Origin of the sequence: Mesorhizobium sp. WSM4904 (genome assembly GCF_029674545.1) — a bacterium.
GTDB lineage: Bacteria > Pseudomonadota > Alphaproteobacteria > Rhizobiales > Rhizobiaceae > Mesorhizobium.
Genome location: NZ_CP121354.1, coordinates 1,843,754 through 1,865,797 on the forward strand (window position 1 = coordinate 1,843,754; position 22,044 = coordinate 1,865,797).

Sequence of the window (22,044 nt, forward strand, 5' to 3'; positions counted from 1 at the left end):
GGCGACACCTTCTCCCACAAGGGGAGAAGGAAAACAGCCACCCAGCCACAAACGCGAACACGTCACTGGCATTTGCGCAGTTCGGCCATCTTGCCTAAGTTGGCAGTTCGCTCGGACGGGATTTCGTCCCGCCTCGCCCCGTCACCGAAATGAATGGCTCCCCTGATGACCGAAACCGACCTCATCCCCGTTTTCGACGGCCACAACGACACGCTGCTTCGACTCTACCAGTCGAAGGAAACGGATGTCGAAAAGCTGTTCATCGAGGGTACGCCGGGCGGTCATATCGACCTGCCGCGCGCCAGAGAGGGTGGCTTTGCCGGCGGCATGTTCGCGATCTTCCCGCCGCCGATCGAAAAAACCAAGCGCAGCGCCGTTCCGCCGGCGCCGAGCGACAACGAACCCCTGCCGCCGGAACTGCCGCGCGCCGAGGCGATCACATCCACAATCGGCATGGCGTCGATCCTGTTCAGACTTGAGCGGGCAGGCGCGCTGAGCGTGTGCCGCAGCGCCGGCGACATCCGCGATGCGATGGCCAAGGGTTCGGTCGCGGCGGTCTTCCACATCGAGGGCGTCGAGGCAATCGATCCCGAGCTTGCCATGCTCGACGTGCTTCATGCCGCCGGCCTGCGCTCGCTGGGCATCGTCTGGAGCCGGCCGAACGCCTTCGGCAACGGCGTGCCGTTCCGCTTTCCCTCCTCGCCCGATACCGGGCCCGGCCTCACCGATGCCGGCAAGGCGCTGGTCAAGGCCTGCAACCAGCTCAGGATCATGATCGACCTCTCGCATCTCAACGAGAAGGGTTTTCGCGACGTGGCTGAATTGAGCGACGCGCCGCTGGTCGCGACGCATTCCAACGTGCATGCGATCTGCGGCCATTCGCGCAACCTGACCGACTGGCAGCTCGGCGCGATCCGCGAGTCTGGCGGCATGGTGGGCCTGAACTTCGCCACCGGCTTCCTGCGCGAGGACGGCCGCATGAACGCCGATACCGGACTCGACGTCATGGTGCGCCATATCGATTCGCTCTTACAGGCGCTGGGCGAGGATGGCGTCGGCCTGGGCTCGGATTTCGACGGCGCCATGATCCCCGCCGTCATCGGCGACGTCGCCGGCCTGCCCAAGCTCATCGACGCGCTGGCGGCGCGCGGCTTCGGACGCGCGCTGATCGAGAAGATCGCCTATCGCAATTGGCTGAATGTGCTCGAAAGAACGATTGGATAGGCCTTCCGTGTGAAGGGACAATCCTGAGTGCTCGGGGATTGGAGGCAGAACGCTCTCAACTTCGTCATTCTAGGGCGAAGCAGGAGCGAAGCTCCGTCGCGAAGACCCTAGAATCCATGCCGTTACCTTCGCCAAGGACCGCAACGGAGCAAAATTCTGAACAGTAGCAGCGCTTCCAAGTCACGGCATGGGTTCTAGGGTCTGCGCGCGTCGCTTCGCTCCTTGCTCCGCCCTTGAATGACGATCGCGCGGTGCCGCCCCTCGCGCGGTGCCGCCATCCGCGTACGGTCCGCCTAAGCACCCATCCGCATCAGCCATTCCTTGCCGACACCGCGGTCGCGGATGATCGGCAGGGGGTCCTCGTGGTCGAGCCTCGCGCAGATGCGATAGACCTCCAGCGTCTCGGCATTCATCTCGCCGCGCTTGAAGAAATACATCGCCGCCGCATAGCGGGTGCGGCCGGACCACATCTCGCCAAGCGGCGTGTTGACCAGCGCCCACTGCTCGGCGGCTTCCGCGTTCAGGTCATCCGCTTCGCTTGCCATCTCAAAAATCCGCCGGCGGATTGGCGGTGCGGCGGTCGAGCTTGATGAAGGGCCGCAGCACCACTTTCGCCCGCTTCATCAGTTTTTGGTATTGCAGCTCGCGCATGGCGTAGATCTCGACCCAGAGGTCGTCGACGATCGTGTCGCCATAGGGCCGCTGCAACGAGGCGATGGCGATGTTGCGCTTGGCCATCGGCGACCACATAGCGGCGCTCACCAGCCCCACCTCCTGGCTCTTGCGATAATAGACGATCGCATGCTCGGCCGGGATGTTGCCCTCGATCTCAAGCCCGACCAGCACATGGCGCAGCTTACGCTTGGTTCTCACCTCCAGGATGGCGCGGCGGCCGTTGAAGTGGCCCTTCTCGGGATCGACCATGAAGCCGAGGCCGATCTCGTCCGGCATGCGCAGGCGGTCGGCCCGGACGGCATGCTCGGCGGTGGTGAAGTCGGCGTTGGCGACGATCAGTCCGGCTTCCAGCCGGGCGCGGTTCAGCGCGGCGTAGCCGATGGCGCGGATGCCGCGCAGCGCGCCCGCCGTCATCAGCCGATCCCACAAACTCAGCGCCTTGTCCGCCGGCACGAACAGCTCATAGCCGAGATCGCCGGTGAAGCCGGTGCGCGAGATGGTGACGGTGGCGCCGTCATGCGCGAACTCCGCGAGGTCGAAGATTTTCAGCCGCTCTATGCCGGCGAAGCCCGCGTCGCGCAGGATGGCGAAGGAGGTCGGGCCCTGCAGCGCCAGCCCGGCGACGGCTTCGGTCTCTTCCTCGACGCTGACGTCAAACCGAAAAGCGCTGTCGAGCAGCCAGGGCAGATGCCGCTCCTGCGAGCAGAGGCGAAAGCGCGTCGGCGACAGCCGGAACAGCGTGCCGTCGTCGAGAACCAAGCCGTCGTCGTCGCACCAGGCAGTGTAGTGGACACGGCCGGGTTTGAGCTTGGTCACGTCGCGCAGCGTGACGCGGTCGAGATAGGCTTCGGCGTCCGGACCCTCGATCCGGTATTTCGTCATCGGCGAGATGTCGAACAATGCCGCCTGGCTGCGGATGGCGAAATATTCGAGCTCCTCGTCCCACAGCGAATGTGGCGCGCGATAGCCGGCCCAGTTGTACCAGTCGTTTGTCAGCGCCAGCGCGTCGATGCGCGGCTGGAAGGGCGTGCCGAGCCGCAGCGTGCGGAAGTGGGACTGGGCGATGGCGCGGTCGGTTGATGGTTTGATGGTGGGATGATGGTTCATGACGGCGTTCCTTCGCCGTAGAGCGCAGCTTCGGCGATTTGCAAAATCATCTCACCCCCTCATCGCGATGATGCGGCGCGCGGCGTTGAGGCCGGGCGCGCCGGAAATGCCGCCGCCCGGATGCGAGCCGGCGCTCGCAAGAAACAGACCTTCGAGCGGCGTGTCGTAACCGGACCAGCCGGAGACTGGTCGCGACATCAGCATCTGGTCGGCCTGCAGCTCGCCATGATGCCAGTGGCCGCCCGGCATGCGATAGCGTGTCTCGATGTCGGCGGGCGTGAGCAGTTCGGCATGGCGGACCGTCGCGCCGATCCCGGGCGCATAGGTTTCGAGCTGCGCCATGATTGCGTTGAGGAATTGCGGCTTGCCGGCGGTCCAGCCCTGCCTCAGCGCATAGGGGGCGTATTGCACCACCGCCGAGAGCACGCAGGCGCCGGAGGGCGCCAGCGCGGGATCGGCGAGGCTGGGCAGCGTGATCTCCATGACCGGCTCTGGCGAAAACTCGCCATATTTCGACGGGTTGAAGGCGCGCTCGACATGGTCGGGCGAAGGCGCGATGACGAGACGGCCCTTGTGGCCGGCGGCGTCGACGCCTTCGAATTGCGGCGGCCGGTCGAGCGCGAGATGGAGCTTTGCCGCATCGCCCTTCATGCGAATGTTCTTCACCTTGCGCATGAAGCCGGTATCGACCTCGCGCGGGCCGACGAGATCGAGGATCGTCGTCGCGGGGTTGATGGCCGAGACGACGGTCCTGGCCTGCAGCGTTTGGCCGCTCTGGGTGACGACGCCGACGGCGCGACCGTTCTCGACGATAACCCTGGCGACGGGCGATGCCGGGCGGATCGCAACCCCAGCCTTCTCCGCCGCCGAGCGAATGGCGGCGACGACGGCGCCCATGCCGCCCTTGGGCTGTATCTGCGCGCCGGCGAGGCCGCCGATCTCGCCGGCCAACCGGTAGTAGAGGCCAAGCAGCGAGGTCGGCGAGCGCGGCCCGAGATGGCTGCCCAGCGTTGCGTCGAAGGCGAGCAGGCCCTTCAGCCGGTCATCCTCAAGCTGCTCGTCGAGCAGGTCGGAGACGTTCATCAACAGCACGCGCAGAAAGTCGCGCATGTCTTCCTTGCCGAGTCTCTTCAGCGCCAGCGCCGTCTGGCCGAGCCCGGTCATTTCGGCGAGCGACATGTTGCCGAGGTCCGGCGGCCGGCGCGACAGGAACGGTTTCAGGATGCCGGCGTAGCGCAACAGCTGCGCGCGCAGGTCCTTCCAGGCGGATTGCTCCGAAGGGCTGGCGCCCGTCAGCACCTCGCCATAGGCGCCGTGCAGCACCAGCGGGCCGTTCTTCGACAGCGCGACCGACGGGACGAAGTCCGAGCGCTCGACCTTGAGACCATGGCGCTCCAGCTCAAGCGTCTTCACCACATCGGGATGCAGGCGGTTGAGCAGATGGGCGACGGCGGAGACGCGGAAGCCGGGCGCGAATTCCTCGGTGCGCGCCGCACCGCCGACGTCGTTGCCTGCTTCGAGCAGCAGCACCTTGCGGCCGGACTTGGCCAGCGTGGCGGCGGCGACAAGGCCGTTGTGGCCGCCGCCGATGACGATGGCGTCCCAGTTCGCTTCAGATGACGTCATGGGCCGGGCTCATATGCAGGGTTGGTTTGGCGAGGTCGCGCAGGATCTCGGCGGCGGCGTTGCGTCCGGGCGCGCCCATGACGCCGCCGCCAGGATGGGTGGAGGAGCCACACATATAGAGCCCGCCGACCGGCGAGCGGTATTGCGCGTAGCCCGGCACCGGGCGGTTGAAGAGCAATTGGTCGAAGGTGAGCTCGCCCTGGAAAATGTTGCCTTCGGTGAGCCCGACCTCGGCTTCGATCTCGCGTGGCGTGCGCACTTCCATATGGACGATGCGGTCGCGGAAGCCCGGCGAATATTCGGCGATCTGCGCAATCACGCTCTCGGCGAAGCCGTCGCGGTCGGCATCGGTCCAGTCCGCTCCTGCGATCTTCGGCGGCGCGTATTGCACGAAGCAGCTCATGAAGTGCTTGCCCGGCGGCGCCATGGTCGGGTCGAGCGTGGTCGGGATCATCATGTCGAGGAAGGGATCGGCCGACCAGCGCCCGGCCTTCCAGTCGTCATAGGCGCGCTCCATGCGCTCGATGGAATCGGTGAAATGCATGTCGGCGCGATAGACGGGCGAGTCCTTGGGCAGAGCCGGGAATTCGGGCAGCGAGTCGAGCGCGATGTTGACCTTGCCGGACGAGCCGCGGATCTTGAAATTCCTGACGCGCCTGAGGAAGATTTCGGGCAGCTCCTTCTCCTCGACGAGCTTCAGGAAGGTGCGCTTGACGTCGGCGTTGGAGACGACGAGCTTGCCGTAGATCTCCTCGCCGCCGGCGAGCACGACGCCCCTGGCCTTGCCGTTCCTGATCAGCACATGATCGACCTCGGCGCCCGTGCGGATGGTGCCGCCTGAGGCTTTGAAGGAGGCGGCGAGCGCCCTGGTGACGGCGCCCATGCCGCCACGCGCATAGCCCCAGGCACCGACCGAGCCGTCGACCTCGCCCATATAGTGGTGGAGCAGCACGTACGCGGTCCCGGGCGACATCGGCCCGAGCGCGGTGCCGATGATGCCGGAGAGCGCGAAGTTCGCCTTGATGACGTCGGTCTCGAAATATTCGTCGAGGAAGTCGGAGATCGACATCGTCCAGAAGCGCAAGGTCAGCGCCATCTCCTCGGCCGAAAGCCCGGCGAACTTCTTGCCGAGATAGAGCAACTCGCCCAGATCGCGCGGCTTGAAGCTGGTCGGGTCGGGCGCGGTGCGTATCAACAGCGGCTGGATGAAACGGCACTGCCTTGTGACGTCGCGCGAGTAGCGGTCATAGGCCTCGGCGTCGCGTTTGGAGAAGCGGGCGAACTCGCGCCGATGCGCGTCGTGATCGCGGTAGTTGGCGAGATAGTCGCCGTCGCGCGTGAACACCGCGCCGCCCTCATAGGAGATCACCTGGAGGCCGAAGCGCGGCAGCTCCAGATCGCGCATGATCTCGGGTCGGAACAGCGAGCAGACATAGGAACAGTTGGAATAGAGAAAGCCCGGCGTCAGCTCGCGGCTGGTGGCCGCACCGCCGATCCATTCGTTTTTCTCGACCACCAGCACGTCCAGCCCGGCGCGCTGCAGGTAACAGGCGTTGACCAGCCCGTTATGGCCGCCGCCGATGACGATCGCGTCCCATGCCTTCATGTGCGCATCCTCCGGCCGGCCGCCCTATCTTCCTGTTCTTACGCAATTCCGGACGGAAAACCGCTTCACACTTTTCCTGGAATTGCTCGGGGCTGTTTGTTCCCGATGCACGGAATTTGGCACGGCTAACGGCTTTTTGTCCAGACATATTGAATGAATGTTCAACAAATGATGTTGCGTTTTCCCGTTAATGCGCTAGGCTTTTGCCTGTATCTCTGGACTGACCCACGTCGGCAGCTGGGGCTGAAGATCCGATGATCGAAACGGCTGACGCCGAGCCGGAATATGACGATGCCGCCATTCGCTTCCTCGAAGCGCTCTGGGGCGACGGCTACCTGTCGCCGGGCGGCCCCGACGAGGTCGACCGCGTGGTCGAAGGCCTGTCGCTGAAGGGCAAGACGATCCTCGATATCGGCTGCGGGGCCGGCGGCATCACGCTGCATCTGGTCGCGCGGCATGGCGCTGCTCGAGTCACCGGCTTCGACGTCGAAACGCCGGTGATCGAGACGGCGAGGCGAAAGGCGATCCTGAAAGGTCTCCAAGACCGCGTCCGTTTCGTGCAGGCGCCGCCGGGGCCGCTGCCGTTCGCCGACGCCTCCTTCGACGTCGTCTTCTCCAAGGACGCGCTGCTGCACGTGCGGGACAAGGACGCGCTGTTCGCCGAGATCTTCCGCGTGCTGAAATCCGGCGGCGTCTTTGCCGCGTCGAACTGGATGATCTCGCATGACGGCGAGCCGTCCGCGGACATGAAGGCCTATGTCGCGGCGGAAGGCCTGTCCTTCGCCATGGCTTCGCCGGCGCGCTACGCCGAGGCGATGCGCCGAGCCGGCTTCATCGACGTCGCCGTTCGCGACCGCAACGCGTGGTACCGCGAGGTCGCGCGGGAGGAACTGGTTCGCCTCAAGGGGCCGCTTTATCAACTCGTCGCCGCCGCGGTCGGCGCGGCCTATGTCGACAAGAACATCCGGACCTGGGAGGCGATGCAGAAGGTGCTTGACAGTGGTGAGCACCGCCCCACTCATCTGCGCGGTTGGAAGCCGGTCGGATAGCCGGCGATGCTGGAGACCGTCACACCCATGAAGAGCACAGAGGCCAAGGACACCATCGCCGAGCCGGGAAAAGCCGACGGCGAGAAGCGCGGCCGCAAGGCTTCGAAAGAGGTCAGGCGGCTGCAGCTGATCGAGGCGACGATCGATTCCCTGGCCAAGCGCGGCTACGCGGAAACGACGATGGCCGACGTCGCCGACGGCGCGGGTCTCTCGCGCGGCATCGTCAACTTCCATTTCGAGAGCAAGGAAAAGCTGCTCGTCGCCACGCTGCAGCACATGTATGACGAGTATTCGGCGCATTGGCGCACCGCCTTGCAGAAGGCAGGCGACGATCCGGCGAGACAGCTGCAGGCGCTGGTGTGGGCCGATTTCGATCGCTCGATCTGCAACAAGCGCAAGCTCGCCGCCTGGTGCGCCTTCTGGGGCGAGGCCAAGTCGCGGCCGACCTACCAGGCGCTGAGCAGCTCGCGCGATGCCTATTACCAACAGGTCTTCATAGATCTCTGCGCGACGCTGAAGCAAAGCGGCGGTTACGCCTACGAGCCGCAGGTCATGGCCCTGGCGCTTTCGGCCATGCTGGAGGGCCTGTGGCTGCGGCTGATGATGGGAACGGAGGACACCACGCGCGAAACCGCGCTGCAGGCGGCCAATGCCTTTTTGGCGGCCGCGTTCCCGAAACACTACGGTTAGCGAACAGCCGAGGTTAGCAGCAGCCGGCCAGCAAGACCGGCAAGACCAAAAGAGGATGGAACAGCATGAAGAAACTCAGCCGACGCCTGACACTGACATTGGCGCTCGCCGGGACGCTTGCGGCTTCGGCGGCGGCGTTCGCCGTTGCCGCCGACAAGGACCTGATCGTGTTCGACTGGTCCGGCTATGAGGATCCGGGCTTCCACGGCAAGTATGTCGAGAAGAACGGCGACTCGCCGACCTTCGCCTTCTTCGGCGACGAAGACGAAGCGTTCGAGAAAATCCGCTCCGGCTTCAAGGCCGACGTCGGCCATCCCTGCTCGCAGAGCGTGGTGAAATGGCGCGAGGCGGGGCTGCTGCAGCCGCTCGATACCTCGAAGATCGCCGGCTGGAAGGACCTCAACCCGGGCATCATGGCGATGAAGGATCTTGCCACCACTCCCGACGGCAAGGCCTGGTTCATGCCGTGGGACTGGGGTGACACGCAGCTCACCTACAATTCCGACAAGATCGCCGAGAAGGACGTGCAGTCGCTGAAAGCCTTCGCCGATCCGAAGTACAAGGGCCGCGTCTCGATTGGCGACAATGTCGACGACGCCTATGCGCTGGCCAGCCTCGCCATCGGGCTCAAGGACTGGACCAAGATGACGGACGAGCAGTTCAAGCAGGCGTCCGACTTCCTGCGCCAGGTGCACAAGAACGTCCGCTCCTACTGGACCGACACGACCGACATCGTGCAGCTCTTGAGCGGCGGCGAGGTCGACCTCGCCTGGGCCTGGAACGATGCCACCGTGCAATCGGTAGCGGCCGGCGTGCCGATCAAGTCCAAGAAGGACACCGACGAGGGCATGTCGACCTGGGTGTGCGGCTATGTGCTGTTCAAGGACGCGCCCGACAACGTCGACAAAGCCTATGACTATCTCAACGCCGTCAACGATCCGGAAGTCGCCAAGGTGCTGGTCAAGGACTGGGGCTACGGCCAGGCCAACGCCAAGGGCATGGCCGGCGTCGACCAGGCGGTGCTGAAGGAAAAGGGCTACGACAATGTGGAAAAGTGGGTCGACAAGACCTTGTTCCAGCAGCCGCTGCCTTCCGAGCTCAAGCTCAAGATGATCGCCGAGTTCGAGAAGATCAAAGCGGGCTATTGAGTGCTGTGGAAACGACCGGTCGCTCCTGAACTGAAACGGCGTTGCGCAATCGCTTCAATTGCGGCTTGTGGTTGTTTGGCAGGCGCAGATCGCCGATGCTTGCGCTGCCCCTCATCCCCCTGCCGGGACCTTCTCCCCGTATAGTGACGGGGAGAAGGGGGCCGGCCGCGGCCTTGGCGCTTGTCCTGCAACGCCGGCGATTGGCGAAACCGTTCGCGGCAGCGTCTTTCTCCCCGTCACTATACGGGGAGAAATGCCCGGCAGGGCAATGAGGGGCAGCGCCGACTTCGGCAATTGGTGGTCCCTGGCATTGGGTTGGAGACAGGGTCAGAAAGCTGTCGGCCGGGGGCCGAAGCGGGCGGGCTCGCCAAAGCCGGGGAATTCTCCTAACGTCTCCGACGCGTTCGCGACGGGGGAGTTCTCGCGCCATGATATCCATGCTTCGCAGCCTTGCCCTGGCCGCCGTTATGACGGTCGGTGCAAGCGCCGCTTATGTGCTCGCCGAGGGTGGCGGCGATCTCGTGGTCTTCGACTGGTCGGGCTATGAGGATCCGCTGCTGCATCCGGCCTATACCGCCAAGTATGGCGCCGAGCCGGCCTTCTCCTTCTTCGGTGACGAGGACGAAGCCTTCGAGAAGATGCGGGCCGGCTTCAAGGCCGACATCGCGCATCCCTGCTCGCAGAGCGTGGTGAAATGGCGCGAGGCCGGGCTGCTGCAGCCGCTTGACACATCCAGGATCACCGGCTGGAAGGACCTCAATCCGGGCATCATGGCGATGAAGGATCTGGCGACCACCGCCGACGGCAAGGCCTGGTTCATGCCCTTCGACTGGGGCAACACTTCGCTTCTCTACCGCACCGACAAGGTGACGGCGGAAGAGGCGCAGTCGCTGAAAATCCTCGCCGATCCCAAGTTCAAGGGCCGCGTCACCATCGGCGACAATGTCGATGACGCCTATGCGCTGGCGAGCCTGGTCATCGGACTGAAGGACTGGACCAAGATGACCGACGAGCAGTTCAGCCAAGCTTCCGCCTTCCTGCGCGACGTGCACAAGAACATCCGCTTCTACTGGACGGACGATACCGATCTCAACCAGGCCTTCATCGGCAACGAGGTCGATCTGGTCTGGGGCTGGAACGAGACCTATGTGACGCTGAAAGGACAAGGATTGCCGATCGAGATGAACCGCAACACCAAGGAGGGCCTGTCGACCTGGGTGTGCGGCTACGTGCTGATGAAGGATGCGCCGGGCAAGCTCGACCAGGCCTATGATTTCCTGAACGCCGTCAACGCGCCCGACGTTTCGGAATATATGGTGAAGACCTTCGGCTATGGCCACGGCAACAGCGCCGGCATGGCGGCGATGGACCAGAAGCTGCTCACCGATCGCGGCTTCGACAATCTCGACAAGTTCCTCGACAAGACGCTGTTCCAGCAGCCGGTCGCGCCTGAGCTCAAGCAGCGCATGGTTGCCGAGTTCGAGAAGATCAAGGCCGGCTATTGAGCAGCAAATCGGAAAAAACCGACGTTGCCATCGTCGGCGCCGGCTTCACCGGCCTGTCGGCCGCGCGCGAATTGAAGCGCGCCGGGATCGGCTTCTTGCTGCTCGAAGCACGTGACCGTGTCGGCGGCCGGGTCGAGGCCATGCAAAACGGGCTCGGCGAACGGATCGACAGCGGCGGCCAGTTCCTGTGCGATGACATGCCGGAAGTGATGGCGCTGGCAAAGACGCGCGGCAGGACATTGGTCGAGACTTATGTCGAGGGCGAGTTCATTACCCATCCGTCGATGCCCGCCAAGGAAGCCGAGCGGACCTATCAGATCGCGATGGCGATCCGCGAGCGCATGAACGGGATCGAGCAAGACGATCCCTCGATCGCCGGGCTGACCGTTGCGACATGGCTCGAGCGCCAGAAGGACACAGCCGACGCCAAGGCCGCCTTCCGCTCGATGATCGAAGGCCTGTGGTGCCTGGCGCTGGACAAGGTGCCGTTATGGTACCTGATCGACAACGATCGCCGCATCACCAACGAGGTGTTCGAGCTGCAGTATTTCTTGCGCGATACGATGCAGTCGCTGGCCGACGACCTGGCGTGTGACCTCGGCGATCGGCTGCGGCTGGGCGAACCGGCGACACGGATCGAGCACTGGCAGCAAGGCGTTCGTGTCGTCTCGGCTCGCGGTGTGATCGAAGCACGCAAGGCGCTGATCGCTCTGCCGCCGGCGACGGCGGCGAAGCTCGTATTCGCGCCCGCCTTGCCGGCGGAGCTTGCAAAGGCTCTGGGCGTCTGGGAAAGCGGCGCGGTGATCAAGATCCTGGTGCGCTATGCCAGGCCATTCTGGCGCGAGCGAAATCTGCGCGGCATGGTCATGTGGCGCGATCAGCCGGGGCTGTTTGCCTGCGACGCCAGCAAGGATCTCGACCATGCCGCGCTTATCGTCTTCATCGGCGGGCCTCTCGCGCTGCGCTGGCACCGGCTCGGCGATGCGGCGTTGCGCGCGGAATTGACGGCAAGGCTCGAGCAAGCACTCGGCCCGGAAGCTGCCGACATTGTCGATTTCAGCTCACGCGACTGGACGCATGATCGCTGGAGCGGCGGCGCCTACAGCGATCTGATCGTCGACGTGACGGCGAGGAACGCCGAGCGCGCCATCCTTGCCGGCGCGCCGCCGGTCTATTTCTCGGCTTCGGAACTCTCGCCGTCTTTTCCAGGCTATGTCGAAGGCGCGATCGTGGCAGGGCGTATCGCCGCCAGGAAAATTCAGTCGGCCATCGCCACCAGCGCTTCGGGATCGTAGGCGAGGCGGATCGGCGCGCCGACCGGGATGTCGTCGGCGCCAAAATCATTGGTCTCGGTCACCGACAGCGGCTTTTCCAATCCCGGTATCTCGACGATCAGATGCGTGATCTCGCCGAAATAATGGCGCTCGACGACCTTGCCGGCGACCTCGAACTTCGCCGTCGCATCGTCCCACAAAACGCGCAGGCGCTCCGGCCGGATGCCGAGCGTCGCCGCGCCGCCGCCATTGCGGACGAAAGCCTTCGGCTTGTCGGTCTTGACTCGGCCGAAACCCAGCGTGTCGAGCACCAGTGAAGCGCCGTTCTCCTCAATGATCTGAGCTTTCACGAAATTCATGCCGCCGAGGAAGTCGGCGACCTGCCGATTGACCGGGCGCTGGTAGATTTCCTTCGGCGAGGCGACCTGCGCGATGCGGCCGCCGAACATCACGGCGATACGGTCCGACATGGCAAGCGCCTCATACTGATCGTGGGTGACCAGCACGAAGGTGATGCCGACCGCCTGCTGCAGCCGGCGCAGCTCGACCTGCATCTGCTCGCGCAGCTTCTTGTCGAGCGCCGAGAGCGGCTCGTCGAGGAGCAGCACCTTGGGCCGCATAACCAGCGCGCGGGCAAGCGCCACGCGCTGGCGCTGGCCGCCGGAAAGCTCGGTGGCGCGACGCTTGCCGAGCCCGGTCAGCGAGACCTGCGCCAGCGCCTCCTCGACGCGGCGTTTTTCCTCACCCACTTCGAGCCTCAGCCGCTTCAGGCCATAGGCGACGTTCTGCTCGACATTGAGGTGCGGGAAGATCGCGTAGCTCTGGAAGACCATGTTGGTCGGACGCCGATTGGCGGGGATGCCGTCCATCGGCTGGCCGTCGACGGCGATCGAGCCGCTGGTCGGCGTATCGAATCCTGCGATCATGCGCAAAAGCGTGGTCTTGCCGCAGCCGGAAGGGCCGAGCAGCGAGAAGAATTCGCCTTCCCTGATCGCCAGCGATGCATTGTCCAGCGCCTTGAACGATCCATAGCTGCGCGTGACGTCGCGGATCTCGATCATGGTGCGATCCGGCATCGTGCGTTCGGATTGGACCCGCTCAAGCATAGAGGCCTCCCTCGTTCTGGGTGCGCCTGGCGGCGCGGCGGCGCAGGATTTCGGCGATCGTCATCAGCACGAAGGACGCCAAGAGCAGCAAGGTGCCGAGCGCCAGCACGCCGGGCAACTTGGCCGCGAAACGCAGCTGACCCCAGATGTAGATCGGCAGCGTCGCCTCGGTGCCGGTGAGGAAGAAGGCGATGATGAACTCGTCGAGCGAGATGGTGAAGCAGACGAGCAGGCTGGAGATGATCGCCGGCGCGACCATCGGCAGCGTCACCCGCCGGAAGGTACCGAAGGCGCTCTCGCCGAGATCGGCGGAGGCCTCCTCGAGACTGCGGTCGAAGCCTTCGAAGCCTGAGGTCAGCACCGTCATCGAATAAGGAATACAGACCAGCACATGGCCGAGCACGACGGTGAACAGCGACAGGCTGAGGCCGAGCTGCAGCATGACCAAAAGCATCGAGATGGCGACGATCACCTCGGGCAGCACCAGCGGCGCCATGATCAGCCCGTTGATGGTGCGGCGGCCGGGATAGCGGTAGCGGGTGATCGAGCGGGCGGCGAGGATGCCGAGCACCGTCGACAAGATCGAGGCCGAGACGCCGACAGCCAGGCTGTTCCAGGTGGCATCGATCAGCGCCGGCGTGCGCGGCAGGTCCTCGTACCAATGAAGCGTGACGCCCGAGAGCGGGAATTTCGGCGTCGCCGCGGTGTTGATCGAGAAGATCGGCAGGAAGATCACCGGCAGGTAGAGGAAGAGGATGTAGAGGGCGGCGTAGCTCGACAGCCAGCCCGGCAGGAAACGTTTGATCGCCGTCATCGCGCCAGCCTCTGCAGGGCGCGGATGACCAGCACCGTGGCGCCGGCCATCAGCGAGACGATGACCATGGTGGTGACGGAGAGGGCAGCACCCAGCGGCCAGTTCGACGCCTTGCCGAACTGCGCCTGGATGGCGTTGGCGATCATCACGCCGTCCTTGCCGCCGACCAGCTTCGGCGTGACGTAGTCGCCGACGGTCGGGATCATGACGATAAGCGCGGCCGAGATGACGCCGGGCGCCGACAGCGGCAGCGTCACGCGCAGGAAGGAGCGCAGCGGCCCGTCGCCGAGGTCGGTCGCCGCTTCGACCAGCGTACGGTCGACCTTTTCCAGCGACACGAAGATCGGCAGGATGGCGAAGGTCGCCCAGGCGTGGGTGAGCGTGATGATGACGGCGCTGGAATTGTAGAGCAGCGCCGTCGACGGCTCGTCGATGATGCCGAGGCCCATCAGGCCGGAATTGAGCACGCCGTTATAGCCGAGGATCACCTTCCACGACATGACGCGCAAAAGGTAGCTCGTCCAGAACGGGATGGTGATGAGGAAGAGCCAGAGGCTCTTGTGGCGGCCGCCGTGGAAGGAAATGAAATAGGCGATCGGATAGGCCAGGGCCACGGTGAGCAGGCTGACCGTCAGCGAGATGTAGAGCGAGCGCCAAAGCAGGTCGCGGTAGATCGGCTCGGTCAGCGCGATCCGGTAGTTCTCCAGCGTGAAGGTGTGGTCGATGGTGAGGTAGTCCTGCGTCCAGAAGGAATGGGCGATCACGACCAGGATCGGCAGGACGAGGAGGATGAGCGCATAGAGGAAAGTCGGGCTGATCAGCGCGAAGCCTTGAGCGGCTTCCGATTGCAGAAGGGGATTTCGTCTGGCGCCCGCTTCGCGCAGCGGGGGCGACCCTTCCGCGGCCACCGTCATTGCAGCGCTCCGGGCGTGATTTCAGTTGCTGGCTCGGACTGTCCCTCCATGCGGCCTTCCCATTGATCGGCGCCGACGCCTGTTCCCGATTTTTATGCCCCGAGCAATCGCTCGCTGGCTTGCCGGCTTTCTTTCATCATGAGCGCATCCGCCGATTGAAATCAAGCGCTATTTCTGCAATATTGATTGAACGGACATTCAAAATGAAGTGAAAAAAAGCCGAAGTTCCATGGTTTCCCGCTTCGTTCCGTGTCCAAGAAGCATTCCGCAACCCGACGACGCGAGGCTAACATGGCGGCTCAAAGCAAGACCAAGGCAAGCGAGCTCATCGAGCCCGGCGATGACGACGCGGTCGAACTCGCCAAACGCCATCTCGTCCAGCCCTGGCCATATGCCGGCTCGGTAGGCGCCGAGGCGCGGGCGCTGATCGGCGAGGGCGACGGCATCTACATCACCGACGCCTCCGGCAAGCGGCTGATCGACGGTCCGGCCGGCATGTGGTGCATCAATGTCGGCCATCGCCGGGAGGAGCTGGCAAGGGTGATGTACGACCAGGCGATGACGCTCTCCTACAACACGCCCTGGTACACGATGAATGCGCCCTCGGCCGAGCTTGCCCGGCGCATCGCGGATGCCGCTCCGGGCGATCTCAGCCATATCTTCTTCACCACCGGCGGCTCGTCGGCGGTGGAGACGGCGTTGCGCTTCATGCAGTTCTACAACAATGTGCGCGGCCGACCGGAAAAGAAGCTCATCCTCAGCCGCGGCGGCGCCTATCACGGCTCGACCTATCTGTCGGCCTCCCTCAACGGCCGCCCGCGCGACCGCGATTGGATGGACGGCGCCGACGAGCTGGTGATCAAGCTTTCGTCGCCCGATCCGTTCCGGCGGCCAAAGGAGATGAGCATCGCCGCCTTCACCGACTTCCTGGTCGACCAGTTCCGCGACACCGTCGCGCGCGTCGGCGCCGATCGCATCGGCGCCTTTGTCGGCGAGCCGGTACAGGCCTCGGGCGGCGTCATCGTGCCGCCGGACGGCTATCTCAAGCGTATCCGCGAGATCTGCCGCGCAAACGACATCCTTTATGTCTCGGATGAGGTGGTGACAGGTTTCGGCCGGCTCGGCCATGTCTTTGCCTCGGGCGACGTCTTCGGCATCGACCCGGACATGATTACCTTCGCCAAGGGCGTGACATCAGGCTATTTCCCGCTCGGCGGCGTCATCATCTCCGAGCGGCTCTTGGAACAGCTGCGCCGCTCCAATCATCCCGACGCGCTGTTCGGCCATGGCCTGACCTACACCAGCCATCCGATCGGCTGCGCCGTGGCGCTGAAGAACCTCGACCTGCTGGAAGAGGGCGTGCTTCAGCATGCGCGCGAGATCGCGCCCTACTTCCAGGCGCGCCTGAAGACGCTGGAGGAGCTGGCGCTGGTCGGCGAGGTGCGCGGCGTCGGCCTGATGGCCTGCGTCGAATGCGTCGCCGATCGCGAGAGCAAGGACCCGCTGCAGCTCGACAAGAATGTCGGCAAACGCATCGACGCGCATTGCCACGAGCTCGGCCTCTTGGTGCGGCCGCTCATCAACATGTGCGTGATGTCGCCGCCGCTGATCATCAGCCGTGAGCAGGTTGACGACATGGTCGCGATCCTGCGCGAGGGGATTTCGCGCACGATGGATGATCTCAGGAAGGAAGGGGTGTGGCGGGGGTGATAGCTCCCTTCTCCCCGTCACTATACGGGGAGAAGGTGCCGGCAGGCGGATGAGGGGCGGCGCTAACGTTTAGCGATTGGCAGTACCCGCCCGCCGCACTCATCTGTCTGAAACGATAACCTCGCAAGCCTGGCGCTGCCCCTCACCTGCCTGCCGGCATCCTCTCCCCGTATAGTGACGGGGAGAGGGGCGCTCTCATCGATGGTTTCGCCAATCGCCAGCGTCGAAAATCCTCATCCCCTCGACCGCAGCGCGTCATTCAGTCCCCACATGTCCTTTTCCTCGGGCGCCGTCTCCAGGTTCAGCACCGGAACTTGCCTGCGCAGATGGTCGTGGTGGGTGCGCACGCCATATTCGAGGTCTGAGAGATAAAAACCCTCGAAGGCTTCCGACAGCATGGATTCGTTCGACCACACCGAAAGCTGCACGTCCTCGTTCATCGTGTCGCGGTCGATGCGATAAGCAAGGTAGCGCGCCGCCGCCTGCTCTCGCGTCTCGTCCGGATAGCGATAGACCGCGCCGCGCAGCAGCGTTTCTCCGGTTGAGAGCGGGAACTCCTGATAGAACTGCACCGATTCCGGCATGATCGACAGCGCATTGTTGGGGAAGATGCCGTAATAGATCCAGGCCTTGCGCAGGTGCTCCGGCAGATGCGTCGGCTCGGGCGCTATTTTGACGTATTGGCCGACGCTCCAGCGCCGCCCGGCATGCGGGTTGTAAGTGGCGAAGGAACGCGACACGCCATTGACGAAAGGCTCGTCGAAATAGGTCGCGCCATAGAGGTCCTGCAGCGCCGGATGCGCCATGGCGACGTGGTAGCCCTCATTGTCGACGTCGCGCACCGACTTCCAGTTGACCGGCGATTTCTGCGTCCAGATTCCCCAGGACGGCACCATGTCGGCAACGCGGTAGTTGGCGATCTCGGCCTCGATCGGCTTCAAGAGCTCGGCCACCGAAGGCTGCGGGCCGCCCTTGCGGAAGCGGATAAAGATGAAGCCCATCCAGATTTCGAGGTCGAGCGGCATCAGGCCGAACTCGGTCTTGTCGAGCTCGGGGAAAGAGCGCGGCCGTGCCGCGCCCCGTAAGGTGCCGTCGAGATTGTAGACCCAGCCGTGGAACGGGCAGACCAGCGCGTTCTTGCAAGTGCCCTGGCTGTCGGCGACGACGCGGCTGCCGCGGTGGCGGCACATATTGTTGAAGGCGCGCACGACGCCATCCTTGCCGCGCACGATCAGCGCGCGCTCGCCGATGACGTCCATGGTCAGATAATCGCCGGGGTTCGGCACGTCGGAAACGTGGCCGGCGATCTGCCAATGATTGCGGAAGACGTATTCCTTCTCGAGCTCGAGAAGGGCATTGGAGTGATAACTCCACCCCGGTAACCCCCGCCGGTCCCAATCGTTGGGGATCGCCACGTCACGGAGATGCGGGTTCATAAAAATGCTCTTCTTTTTGTTGAATACTCATTCAATAAAAGCATATTTTTCATTGAAATGCAATGGTTTGTGAGAATATGGAAATTCCGTGGCGGCGGGGTTGGCGCCGCTTGAGCCAGAAAAATCCCGGAAAATCCGAGCCTTAACCAGGGATGTAGAGCAGCGGTTCCGGCCGCGGATTCGGGCGTTGCAAGAGCTTCGTTCCGGCACGTCTGGCGCATCCGATAGTCACAACGATCATGCCAATTCGGCGGCTGTGTGAGGTTGCTTACAGTTTCCGGCGTCCGACAGGCGCATTTGTCCGCAAACCAGTGCGGTGGCCTCAGCCGGCGGCAAGCAGGGAAACAGGAGTGGCGATCCAAATCCCTGTTTCAATCCTGTTACACAGGCAATCGCGGTCGACCATTCGCCTGTTACGTGGCGCGTTTAAGTTCGTTTCATAAGGAAAAGAAAGATAACGAAGGGAGCAACCGATGTTTGCGAAAGTCCAGACCGCTGACACCAATCGACGCGCGCACGGCCCGGAGCGCAATGATCGCCGGCCGAAGCTGGCGTTGCGCCAGCGTGCCAGCGATCATCCGATGGCGATGTTCATGCTGATCGGCGCCTGCGCTTTCATCAGCATGGTGGCCGCTCCGGCAGCCGGTCCGGCCTTCGCTTCGCTCAACCCGCCGGCCAATGTCGTGGAGGGCGCGCCGACGACGCTCAAGACCGCGCGCCTGCCGGAGCCGGCGATCGATTTTGCCTGCAAGGGCCAGAACTGGGGCGCCGAGAACGCCGAATGCCTGCGCGCCATCGCCGAGCAGTCGGGCCAGCACAAGGCCCGCGCGGTGCGCATGATCGCCAACGCCCAGCCGCTCACCAACACGCCGAACGTCTTTTAGAGCGGTTCAGCGTTTCACGGAATCGCCGAACCGCTCTAAGTATTTGTTTTTACGCAATTCCGGACGGAAAACCGTTACACACTTTTCCTGGAATTGCTCTAGAGCTCCCCTGAGCGCTCCCTCCAGCGCTCCAGTCAGGCTCCCGCCGCGAAGTCGGTCGGGAGCCTCTTTTTTTCGGCCCTATCGATATTCGAGTGAGGCCGACCTGAAGGCCACGCCTCTTTTGCGCTATTGGTTCAGATATGGGCGCCGTCATCGACAGCTGTCTCCTCGGCAACGGTCGATAGGATGCCGCGGACGTCGAGTGTCGAGAACGGTTTCTCCAGGATATGCGGACGCTGCTGCGGCGGCTGGGACTCGATTTCCGCCTTGGCGCCGATCATGTCGCCGGTGACGAGCACGAAGCGCTTGGCCAGCACGGGCCGCTCGGCGAGCAATTCACGGTAGATCGATATGCCGCTGGTGCCCGGCATGCGCAGGTCCGAAAAGACGATGTCGGGCGACACGTGCCCGCCCAGCACCTCGCCGGCGGACCTCCAGCTTGCGACGATCCGCGACTTCACCCCCATCAGCTCCAGTATGTCGGAGAGCGAAGCGGCGACGTCGGGCTCGTCGTCGATGATCAGCGCATGGCGCAGCCCGCTGGAGCGCGCCGGGCCTTCGCCGGCTTTCGCGGCATCGCCGGTGATCGCCGGCAGCTGCACGACGAAGCGCGCGCCGTGCGGCTCAACCTCCTCGAACCAGATGTTGCCGTTGTGGCGCTCGACGATCGACTTGGAGATCGACAGACCGATGCCGGTGCCGACGCCGACCGGCTTGGTGGTGAAATAGGATTCGAAGATGCGCGAGCGGATCGCCTCGGGAATGCCTGGACCGTTGTCCTCGACCGAAAAGCCGGGGTTCCCGCGGTCGCTGCGGAAAGTCCGCACCTTGATGCGCCGTTCGCCGGTGACGCCGGCCAGCGCGTGCTGGCTGTTGATGAGGAAATTGGCCGCGACCTGTGTGACATGGTCGGCGTCGGCCATGGCGAGCAGCGGACCATTGGCAAAATCGGTATCGATGATGATGCCGCTGGAGCGCGCGCCGTAGGCGGTGACCTCAAGCGCCGCACGCATCACCTGGTTGAGGTCGGTTTCGGCCTGCTCGGTCGGATGCAGGCGCACCATCGACAGGAAGCTCTTGACGATGCGGCCGCAGCGCTCGGCGGCGGCGCGCACCTTCTCGGCGCGCACCTTGGTCTGCGGATCGGCAGCGAATTCATGCAGCAGCGTCGATTGCGCCACCACCACGGCGAGCGGATTGTTGAGCTCGTGCGAGACGCCGGCGAGCAGCGAGCCCATCGCCGCCATCTTCTCGTTCTGATGCAGCTTCTCGCGCTGGCGGTTGATCTCTTCCTCGGCGCGCAGCTTTTCGCGCAGGTCGCGGATCGAGCCGAAGATCAGCCGGCGGTCGGCGACCCGCATCTCCGTCGCGGTCAGCTCGATCGGAAAGATCTCGCCGGCCGCGTTCTGGGTCACGGTCTCCAGCCGCTGGTTGACCATCGGCGCGCCGCGGCCGGCCATGTAGTCGGCACCCGAGGCATAGCCCTTGCGGTAGTAGATCGGCACGATGGTGTCGAGCAGGTCCTTGCCGAGGATGTCGCTGCGTCGGAAGCCGAACATCTTCTCGGCGGCGGGATTGAACTCGATGATCGAGCCCGCCTCGTCGATGACGATGATGGCGTCGAGCGAGGCTTGCAGCATGGTGCGGCGGATGACCTCGCTGGCGTGGGCCTCCGAAGGCGAGTGCTCGATGGCATCACCGATGGCGAGCGCGATGATGTGCAGCGTCGCCTCTTCCTCGTCGGTCCATTCGCGCTCGGCGACGCAGTCGTTGACGGCGAGCGTGCCCCAAAGATGGCCGTGGGCGAAGACGGATACGGAAATGAAGGATTTTATGCTCTGCTTCTCGAAATCGGCCCGCAGGAAACCCTCGAGGTTGCGCGTGTGGCCGGCAAAGACCTTGCCCTGGCGCTCGTCTTCCTGCAGCCGCTCCAGCAGCGGATCCGAGTTGATGATCGACTGCATGATCACCGTGGGCGATGCGAGCTCGCCGCCGAAGGCGGGGTCGATCCAGTAGGCTGAAACGGACTGCGCAAAGCCCTGGCCCGGGAGCTCGCGCAGACGAAAAAGAATGCCGCGTTGGCAATCCATCGAGCGGCACAGCGTCTCCAGTATGCCGTCCATCTCGCGCTGCCAGTCGCCCGCCTCGCGCAAGCGGCGAACGACATGGACGGCCGCCATCGCGGCGCCCTGACGGGAGCCGTGCATGTCCATCCGTGCGGCCTCAACTGTCATCGTCGAACGTCATCCCCGGGCGATATCGGTAAACCATGAAATCCAGCACACAAGCCACGAAAATCGGTCACGGTTTCCGAGGAACATGCGCTGGATGGAATGCTACAGCGTCTATCGCGTATCCGAAAGGATGCGCGGCGCCGGAGTCAGTTGCTGTCGCTGGTCGGCAGCGAGAAGATATAGCCTTCGCCGCGCACCGTGCGCAGGAATTTCGGATTGGCGGGGTCCGCCTCGATCTTTTTCCTGAGACGCATGATGCGGATGTCGACCGCGCGCGACGATTCGGGGTCTTCCACGAAGCCGATCGCTTCCGAGATCGCCGCCCGCGTCAAAAGGCGGTTGGCGCGGGTGAGGAAAACCTCCAGCACATCGAATTCGCTCTTGGCCATCTCGATGACCACGCCGTTGGCGCCGGTGACGAGCCGGCCGTCGAAATCGGCCTGGAAGCCACCGAAATTCATGAAGCGGCGTGTGCCGGTCTCGGCCTTCGCGGCCTGAGGTGCCGCCGGCTGCGGCACGCGGCGAAGCACGCTGCGGACCCTCGCCAGCACCTCGCGCAACTCATAGGGCTTGACGATGTAGTCGTCGGCGCCGAGCTCCAGCCCGACGATGCGGTCGAGCGCGGTGCCGGCCGCGGTGGCATAGATGATGCCGATCTGGGTCTTGGAGCGCAGCCAGCGGCCGAGCGACAGTCCGTCCTCGCCGGGCATGGCGATGTCGAGTATGGCGAGATGGAAGGACTGCGCCTCGATCAGGCTGCGCGCCTCGGCGGCATTCTCGGCCGTGTCGACGTCATAGCCGCTGGCGCCGAGATACTCGGCAACCGCCTCCCTCAGGTCCGGCTCGTCCTCGACGACGATGATGCGCGCCTTCACAATGGTCTCGCTCCCGCTTTCAGCGGAAAGTAGATTGGGTATAAACATGATGTCCAGCGCTCATC

Annotated in this window: 18 protein-coding genes; 8 read left to right on the top strand and 10 right to left on the bottom strand. The window is 64.1% G+C overall.

The genetic code is table 11. The features are described 5' to 3' along the window. The first annotated feature begins 165 nt into the window (after window positions 1-165). The gene (locus QAZ47_RS08745; RefSeq protein WP_278232955.1) at window positions 166-1,224 is read left to right on the top strand and encodes a dipeptidase; all 1,059 of its coding nucleotides are present in this window, start codon (window positions 166-168) and stop codon (window positions 1,222-1,224) included. Window positions 1,225-1,517: 293 nt separating this feature from the next. Here the strand turns inward: QAZ47_RS08745 and QAZ47_RS08750 are convergent, their stop codons facing one another. Genes QAZ47_RS08750 through QAZ47_RS08765 form a run of 4 tightly spaced genes read right to left on the bottom strand, consistent with a single transcriptional unit; the run spans window position 1,518 to window position 6,238 of the window. Then, entirely contained in the window at window positions 1,518-1,769 is a 252-nt protein-coding gene (locus QAZ47_RS08750) for a hypothetical protein (protein WP_278232956.1), read from the bottom strand. 1 nt (window position 1,770) lies between these two features. Continuing rightward, a complete protein-coding gene (locus QAZ47_RS08755; RefSeq protein WP_278232957.1) occupies window positions 1,771-3,006 on the bottom strand; it encodes an aminomethyltransferase family protein in 1,236 nt (411 codons plus the stop codon). 51 nt (window positions 3,007-3,057) lie between these two features. Beyond that, window positions 3,058-4,632 (bottom strand): NAD(P)/FAD-dependent oxidoreductase, encoded by a 1,575-nt coding sequence (locus tag QAZ47_RS08760; RefSeq protein ID WP_278232958.1) that lies wholly within the window; start codon window positions 4,630-4,632, stop codon window positions 3,058-3,060. Beyond that, a complete protein-coding gene (locus tag QAZ47_RS08765) occupies window positions 4,619-6,238 on the bottom strand; it encodes an NAD(P)/FAD-dependent oxidoreductase (RefSeq protein WP_278232959.1) in 1,620 nt (539 codons plus the stop codon). Before QAZ47_RS08765 ends, QAZ47_RS08760 begins: the two co-directional genes overlap by 14 nt. 254 nt (window positions 6,239-6,492) lie before the next feature. On the opposite strand from QAZ47_RS08765, the gene QAZ47_RS08770 reads away from it, so the two are divergent. From QAZ47_RS08770 to QAZ47_RS08790, 5 genes are all read left to right on the top strand, one after another. Further along, complete coding sequence (locus QAZ47_RS08770; protein WP_278232960.1) at window positions 6,493-7,287, top strand: methyltransferase domain-containing protein; 795 nt, start codon at window positions 6,493-6,495, stop codon at window positions 7,285-7,287. A 27-nt stretch (window positions 7,288-7,314) separates the two neighbouring features. Continuing rightward, window positions 7,315-7,977 carry a transcriptional regulator BetI gene (gene betI, locus QAZ47_RS08775; RefSeq protein WP_278232961.1) on the top strand — a complete coding sequence of 221 codons (663 nt, stop codon included), beginning with the start codon at window positions 7,315-7,317 and terminating at the stop codon, window positions 7,975-7,977. A gap of 65 nt (window positions 7,978-8,042) precedes the next feature. Next, on the top strand, window positions 8,043-9,125 hold the full coding sequence (locus tag QAZ47_RS08780; protein WP_278232962.1) for an ABC transporter substrate-binding protein: 1,083 nt from the start codon (window positions 8,043-8,045) through the stop codon (window positions 9,123-9,125). Between the two features lie 428 nt (window positions 9,126-9,553). After that, on the top strand, window positions 9,554-10,630 hold the full coding sequence (locus QAZ47_RS08785; RefSeq protein WP_278232963.1) for an extracellular solute-binding protein: 1,077 nt from the start codon (window positions 9,554-9,556) through the stop codon (window positions 10,628-10,630). Then, window positions 10,627-11,925: a flavin monoamine oxidase family protein gene (locus tag QAZ47_RS08790; RefSeq protein ID WP_278232964.1), complete on the top strand. Its 1,299-nt coding sequence runs from the start codon at window positions 10,627-10,629 to the stop codon at window positions 11,923-11,925. The genes QAZ47_RS08785 and QAZ47_RS08790 overlap by 4 nt, the downstream gene beginning before the upstream one ends. Here the strand turns inward: QAZ47_RS08790 and QAZ47_RS08795 are convergent. The 3 genes from QAZ47_RS08795 to QAZ47_RS08805 are packed head-to-tail and all read right to left on the bottom strand — an operon-like array spanning window position 11,889 to window position 14,738. Further along, window positions 11,889-12,965, bottom strand: coding sequence for an ABC transporter ATP-binding protein (locus QAZ47_RS08795; protein WP_278233782.1), 1,077 nt, complete (start codon window positions 12,963-12,965; stop codon window positions 11,889-11,891). The genes QAZ47_RS08790 and QAZ47_RS08795 overlap by 37 nt on opposite strands. 37 nt (window positions 12,966-13,002) lie before the next feature. Next, window positions 13,003-13,824 carry an ABC transporter permease gene (locus QAZ47_RS08800; RefSeq protein WP_278232965.1) on the bottom strand — a complete coding sequence of 274 codons (822 nt, stop codon included), beginning with the start codon at window positions 13,822-13,824 and terminating at the stop codon, window positions 13,003-13,005. Then, window positions 13,821-14,738 (bottom strand): ABC transporter permease, encoded by a 918-nt coding sequence (locus QAZ47_RS08805; RefSeq protein WP_278232966.1) that lies wholly within the window; start codon window positions 14,736-14,738, stop codon window positions 13,821-13,823. The genes QAZ47_RS08800 and QAZ47_RS08805 overlap by 4 nt, the downstream gene beginning before the upstream one ends. Before the next feature lie 291 nt (window positions 14,739-15,029). On the opposite strand from QAZ47_RS08805, the gene QAZ47_RS08810 reads away from it, so the two are divergent. Then, window positions 15,030-16,448: an aminotransferase gene (locus tag QAZ47_RS08810; RefSeq protein ID WP_278232967.1), complete on the top strand. Its 1,419-nt coding sequence runs from the start codon at window positions 15,030-15,032 to the stop codon at window positions 16,446-16,448. A 233-nt stretch (window positions 16,449-16,681) separates the two neighbouring features. Here QAZ47_RS08810 and QAZ47_RS08815 read toward each other — a convergent pair whose 3' ends face one another. After that, window positions 16,682-17,884 (bottom strand): aromatic ring-hydroxylating dioxygenase subunit alpha, encoded by a 1,203-nt coding sequence (locus tag QAZ47_RS08815; RefSeq protein WP_278232968.1) that lies wholly within the window; start codon window positions 17,882-17,884, stop codon window positions 16,682-16,684. Window positions 17,885-18,357: 473 nt separating this feature from the next. Here QAZ47_RS08815 and QAZ47_RS08820 point away from each other — a divergent pair, with 473 nt between their 5' ends. Next, complete coding sequence (locus QAZ47_RS08820) at window positions 18,358-18,768, top strand: hypothetical protein (RefSeq protein ID WP_278206335.1); 411 nt, start codon at window positions 18,358-18,360, stop codon at window positions 18,766-18,768. A gap of 236 nt (window positions 18,769-19,004) precedes the next feature. On the opposite strand, the gene QAZ47_RS08825 is transcribed toward QAZ47_RS08820, so the two are convergent. Beyond that, window positions 19,005-21,104, bottom strand: coding sequence for a hybrid sensor histidine kinase/response regulator (locus QAZ47_RS08825; RefSeq protein WP_278232969.1), 2,100 nt, complete (start codon window positions 21,102-21,104; stop codon window positions 19,005-19,007). 146 nt (window positions 21,105-21,250) lie between these two features. Next, window positions 21,251-21,979, bottom strand: coding sequence for a response regulator transcription factor (locus QAZ47_RS08830; protein WP_278232970.1), 729 nt, complete (start codon window positions 21,977-21,979; stop codon window positions 21,251-21,253). Window positions 21,980-22,044 lie beyond the last annotated feature (65 nt).

What these genes read in the sequence shown, in the direction of transcription:
- QAZ47_RS08810 (WP_278232967.1), top strand. Translation starts at nt 15,030, where the DNA reads ATGGCGGCTCAAAGCAAGACCAAGGCAAGCGAGCTCATCGAGCCCGGC.
- QAZ47_RS08805 (WP_278232966.1), bottom strand. Translation starts at nt 14,738, where the DNA reads ATGACGGTGGCCGCGGAAGGGTCGCCCCCGCTGCGCGAAGCGGGCGCC.
- QAZ47_RS08795 (WP_278233782.1), bottom strand. Translation starts at nt 12,965, where the DNA reads ATGATCGAGATCCGCGACGTCACGCGCAGCTATGGATCGTTCAAGGCG.
- QAZ47_RS08745 (WP_278232955.1), top strand. Translation starts at nt 166, where the DNA reads ATGACCGAAACCGACCTCATCCCCGTTTTCGACGGCCACAACGACACG.
- QAZ47_RS08785 (WP_278232963.1), top strand. Translation starts at nt 9,554, where the DNA reads ATGATATCCATGCTTCGCAGCCTTGCCCTGGCCGCCGTTATGACGGTC.
- QAZ47_RS08765 (WP_278232959.1), bottom strand. Translation starts at nt 6,238, where the DNA reads ATGAAGGCATGGGACGCGATCGTCATCGGCGGCGGCCATAACGGGCTG.
- QAZ47_RS08825 (WP_278232969.1), bottom strand. Translation starts at nt 21,104, where the DNA reads ATGACAGTTGAGGCCGCACGGATGGACATGCACGGCTCCCGTCAGGGC.
- QAZ47_RS08750 (WP_278232956.1), bottom strand. Translation starts at nt 1,769, where the DNA reads ATGGCAAGCGAAGCGGATGACCTGAACGCGGAAGCCGCCGAGCAGTGG.
- QAZ47_RS08815 (WP_278232968.1), bottom strand. Translation starts at nt 17,884, where the DNA reads ATGAACCCGCATCTCCGTGACGTGGCGATCCCCAACGATTGGGACCGG.
- QAZ47_RS08760 (WP_278232958.1), bottom strand. Translation starts at nt 4,632, where the DNA reads ATGACGTCATCTGAAGCGAACTGGGACGCCATCGTCATCGGCGGCGGC.
- betI (WP_278232961.1), top strand. Translation starts at nt 7,315, where the DNA reads ATGAAGAGCACAGAGGCCAAGGACACCATCGCCGAGCCGGGAAAAGCC.
- QAZ47_RS08755 (WP_278232957.1), bottom strand. Translation starts at nt 3,006, where the DNA reads ATGAACCATCATCCCACCATCAAACCATCAACCGACCGCGCCATCGCC.
- QAZ47_RS08780 (WP_278232962.1), top strand. Translation starts at nt 8,043, where the DNA reads ATGAAGAAACTCAGCCGACGCCTGACACTGACATTGGCGCTCGCCGGG.
- QAZ47_RS08800 (WP_278232965.1), bottom strand. Translation starts at nt 13,824, where the DNA reads ATGACGGCGATCAAACGTTTCCTGCCGGGCTGGCTGTCGAGCTACGCC.
- QAZ47_RS08770 (WP_278232960.1), top strand. Translation starts at nt 6,493, where the DNA reads ATGATCGAAACGGCTGACGCCGAGCCGGAATATGACGATGCCGCCATT.
- QAZ47_RS08820 (WP_278206335.1), top strand. Translation starts at nt 18,358, where the DNA reads ATGTTTGCGAAAGTCCAGACCGCTGACACCAATCGACGCGCGCACGGC.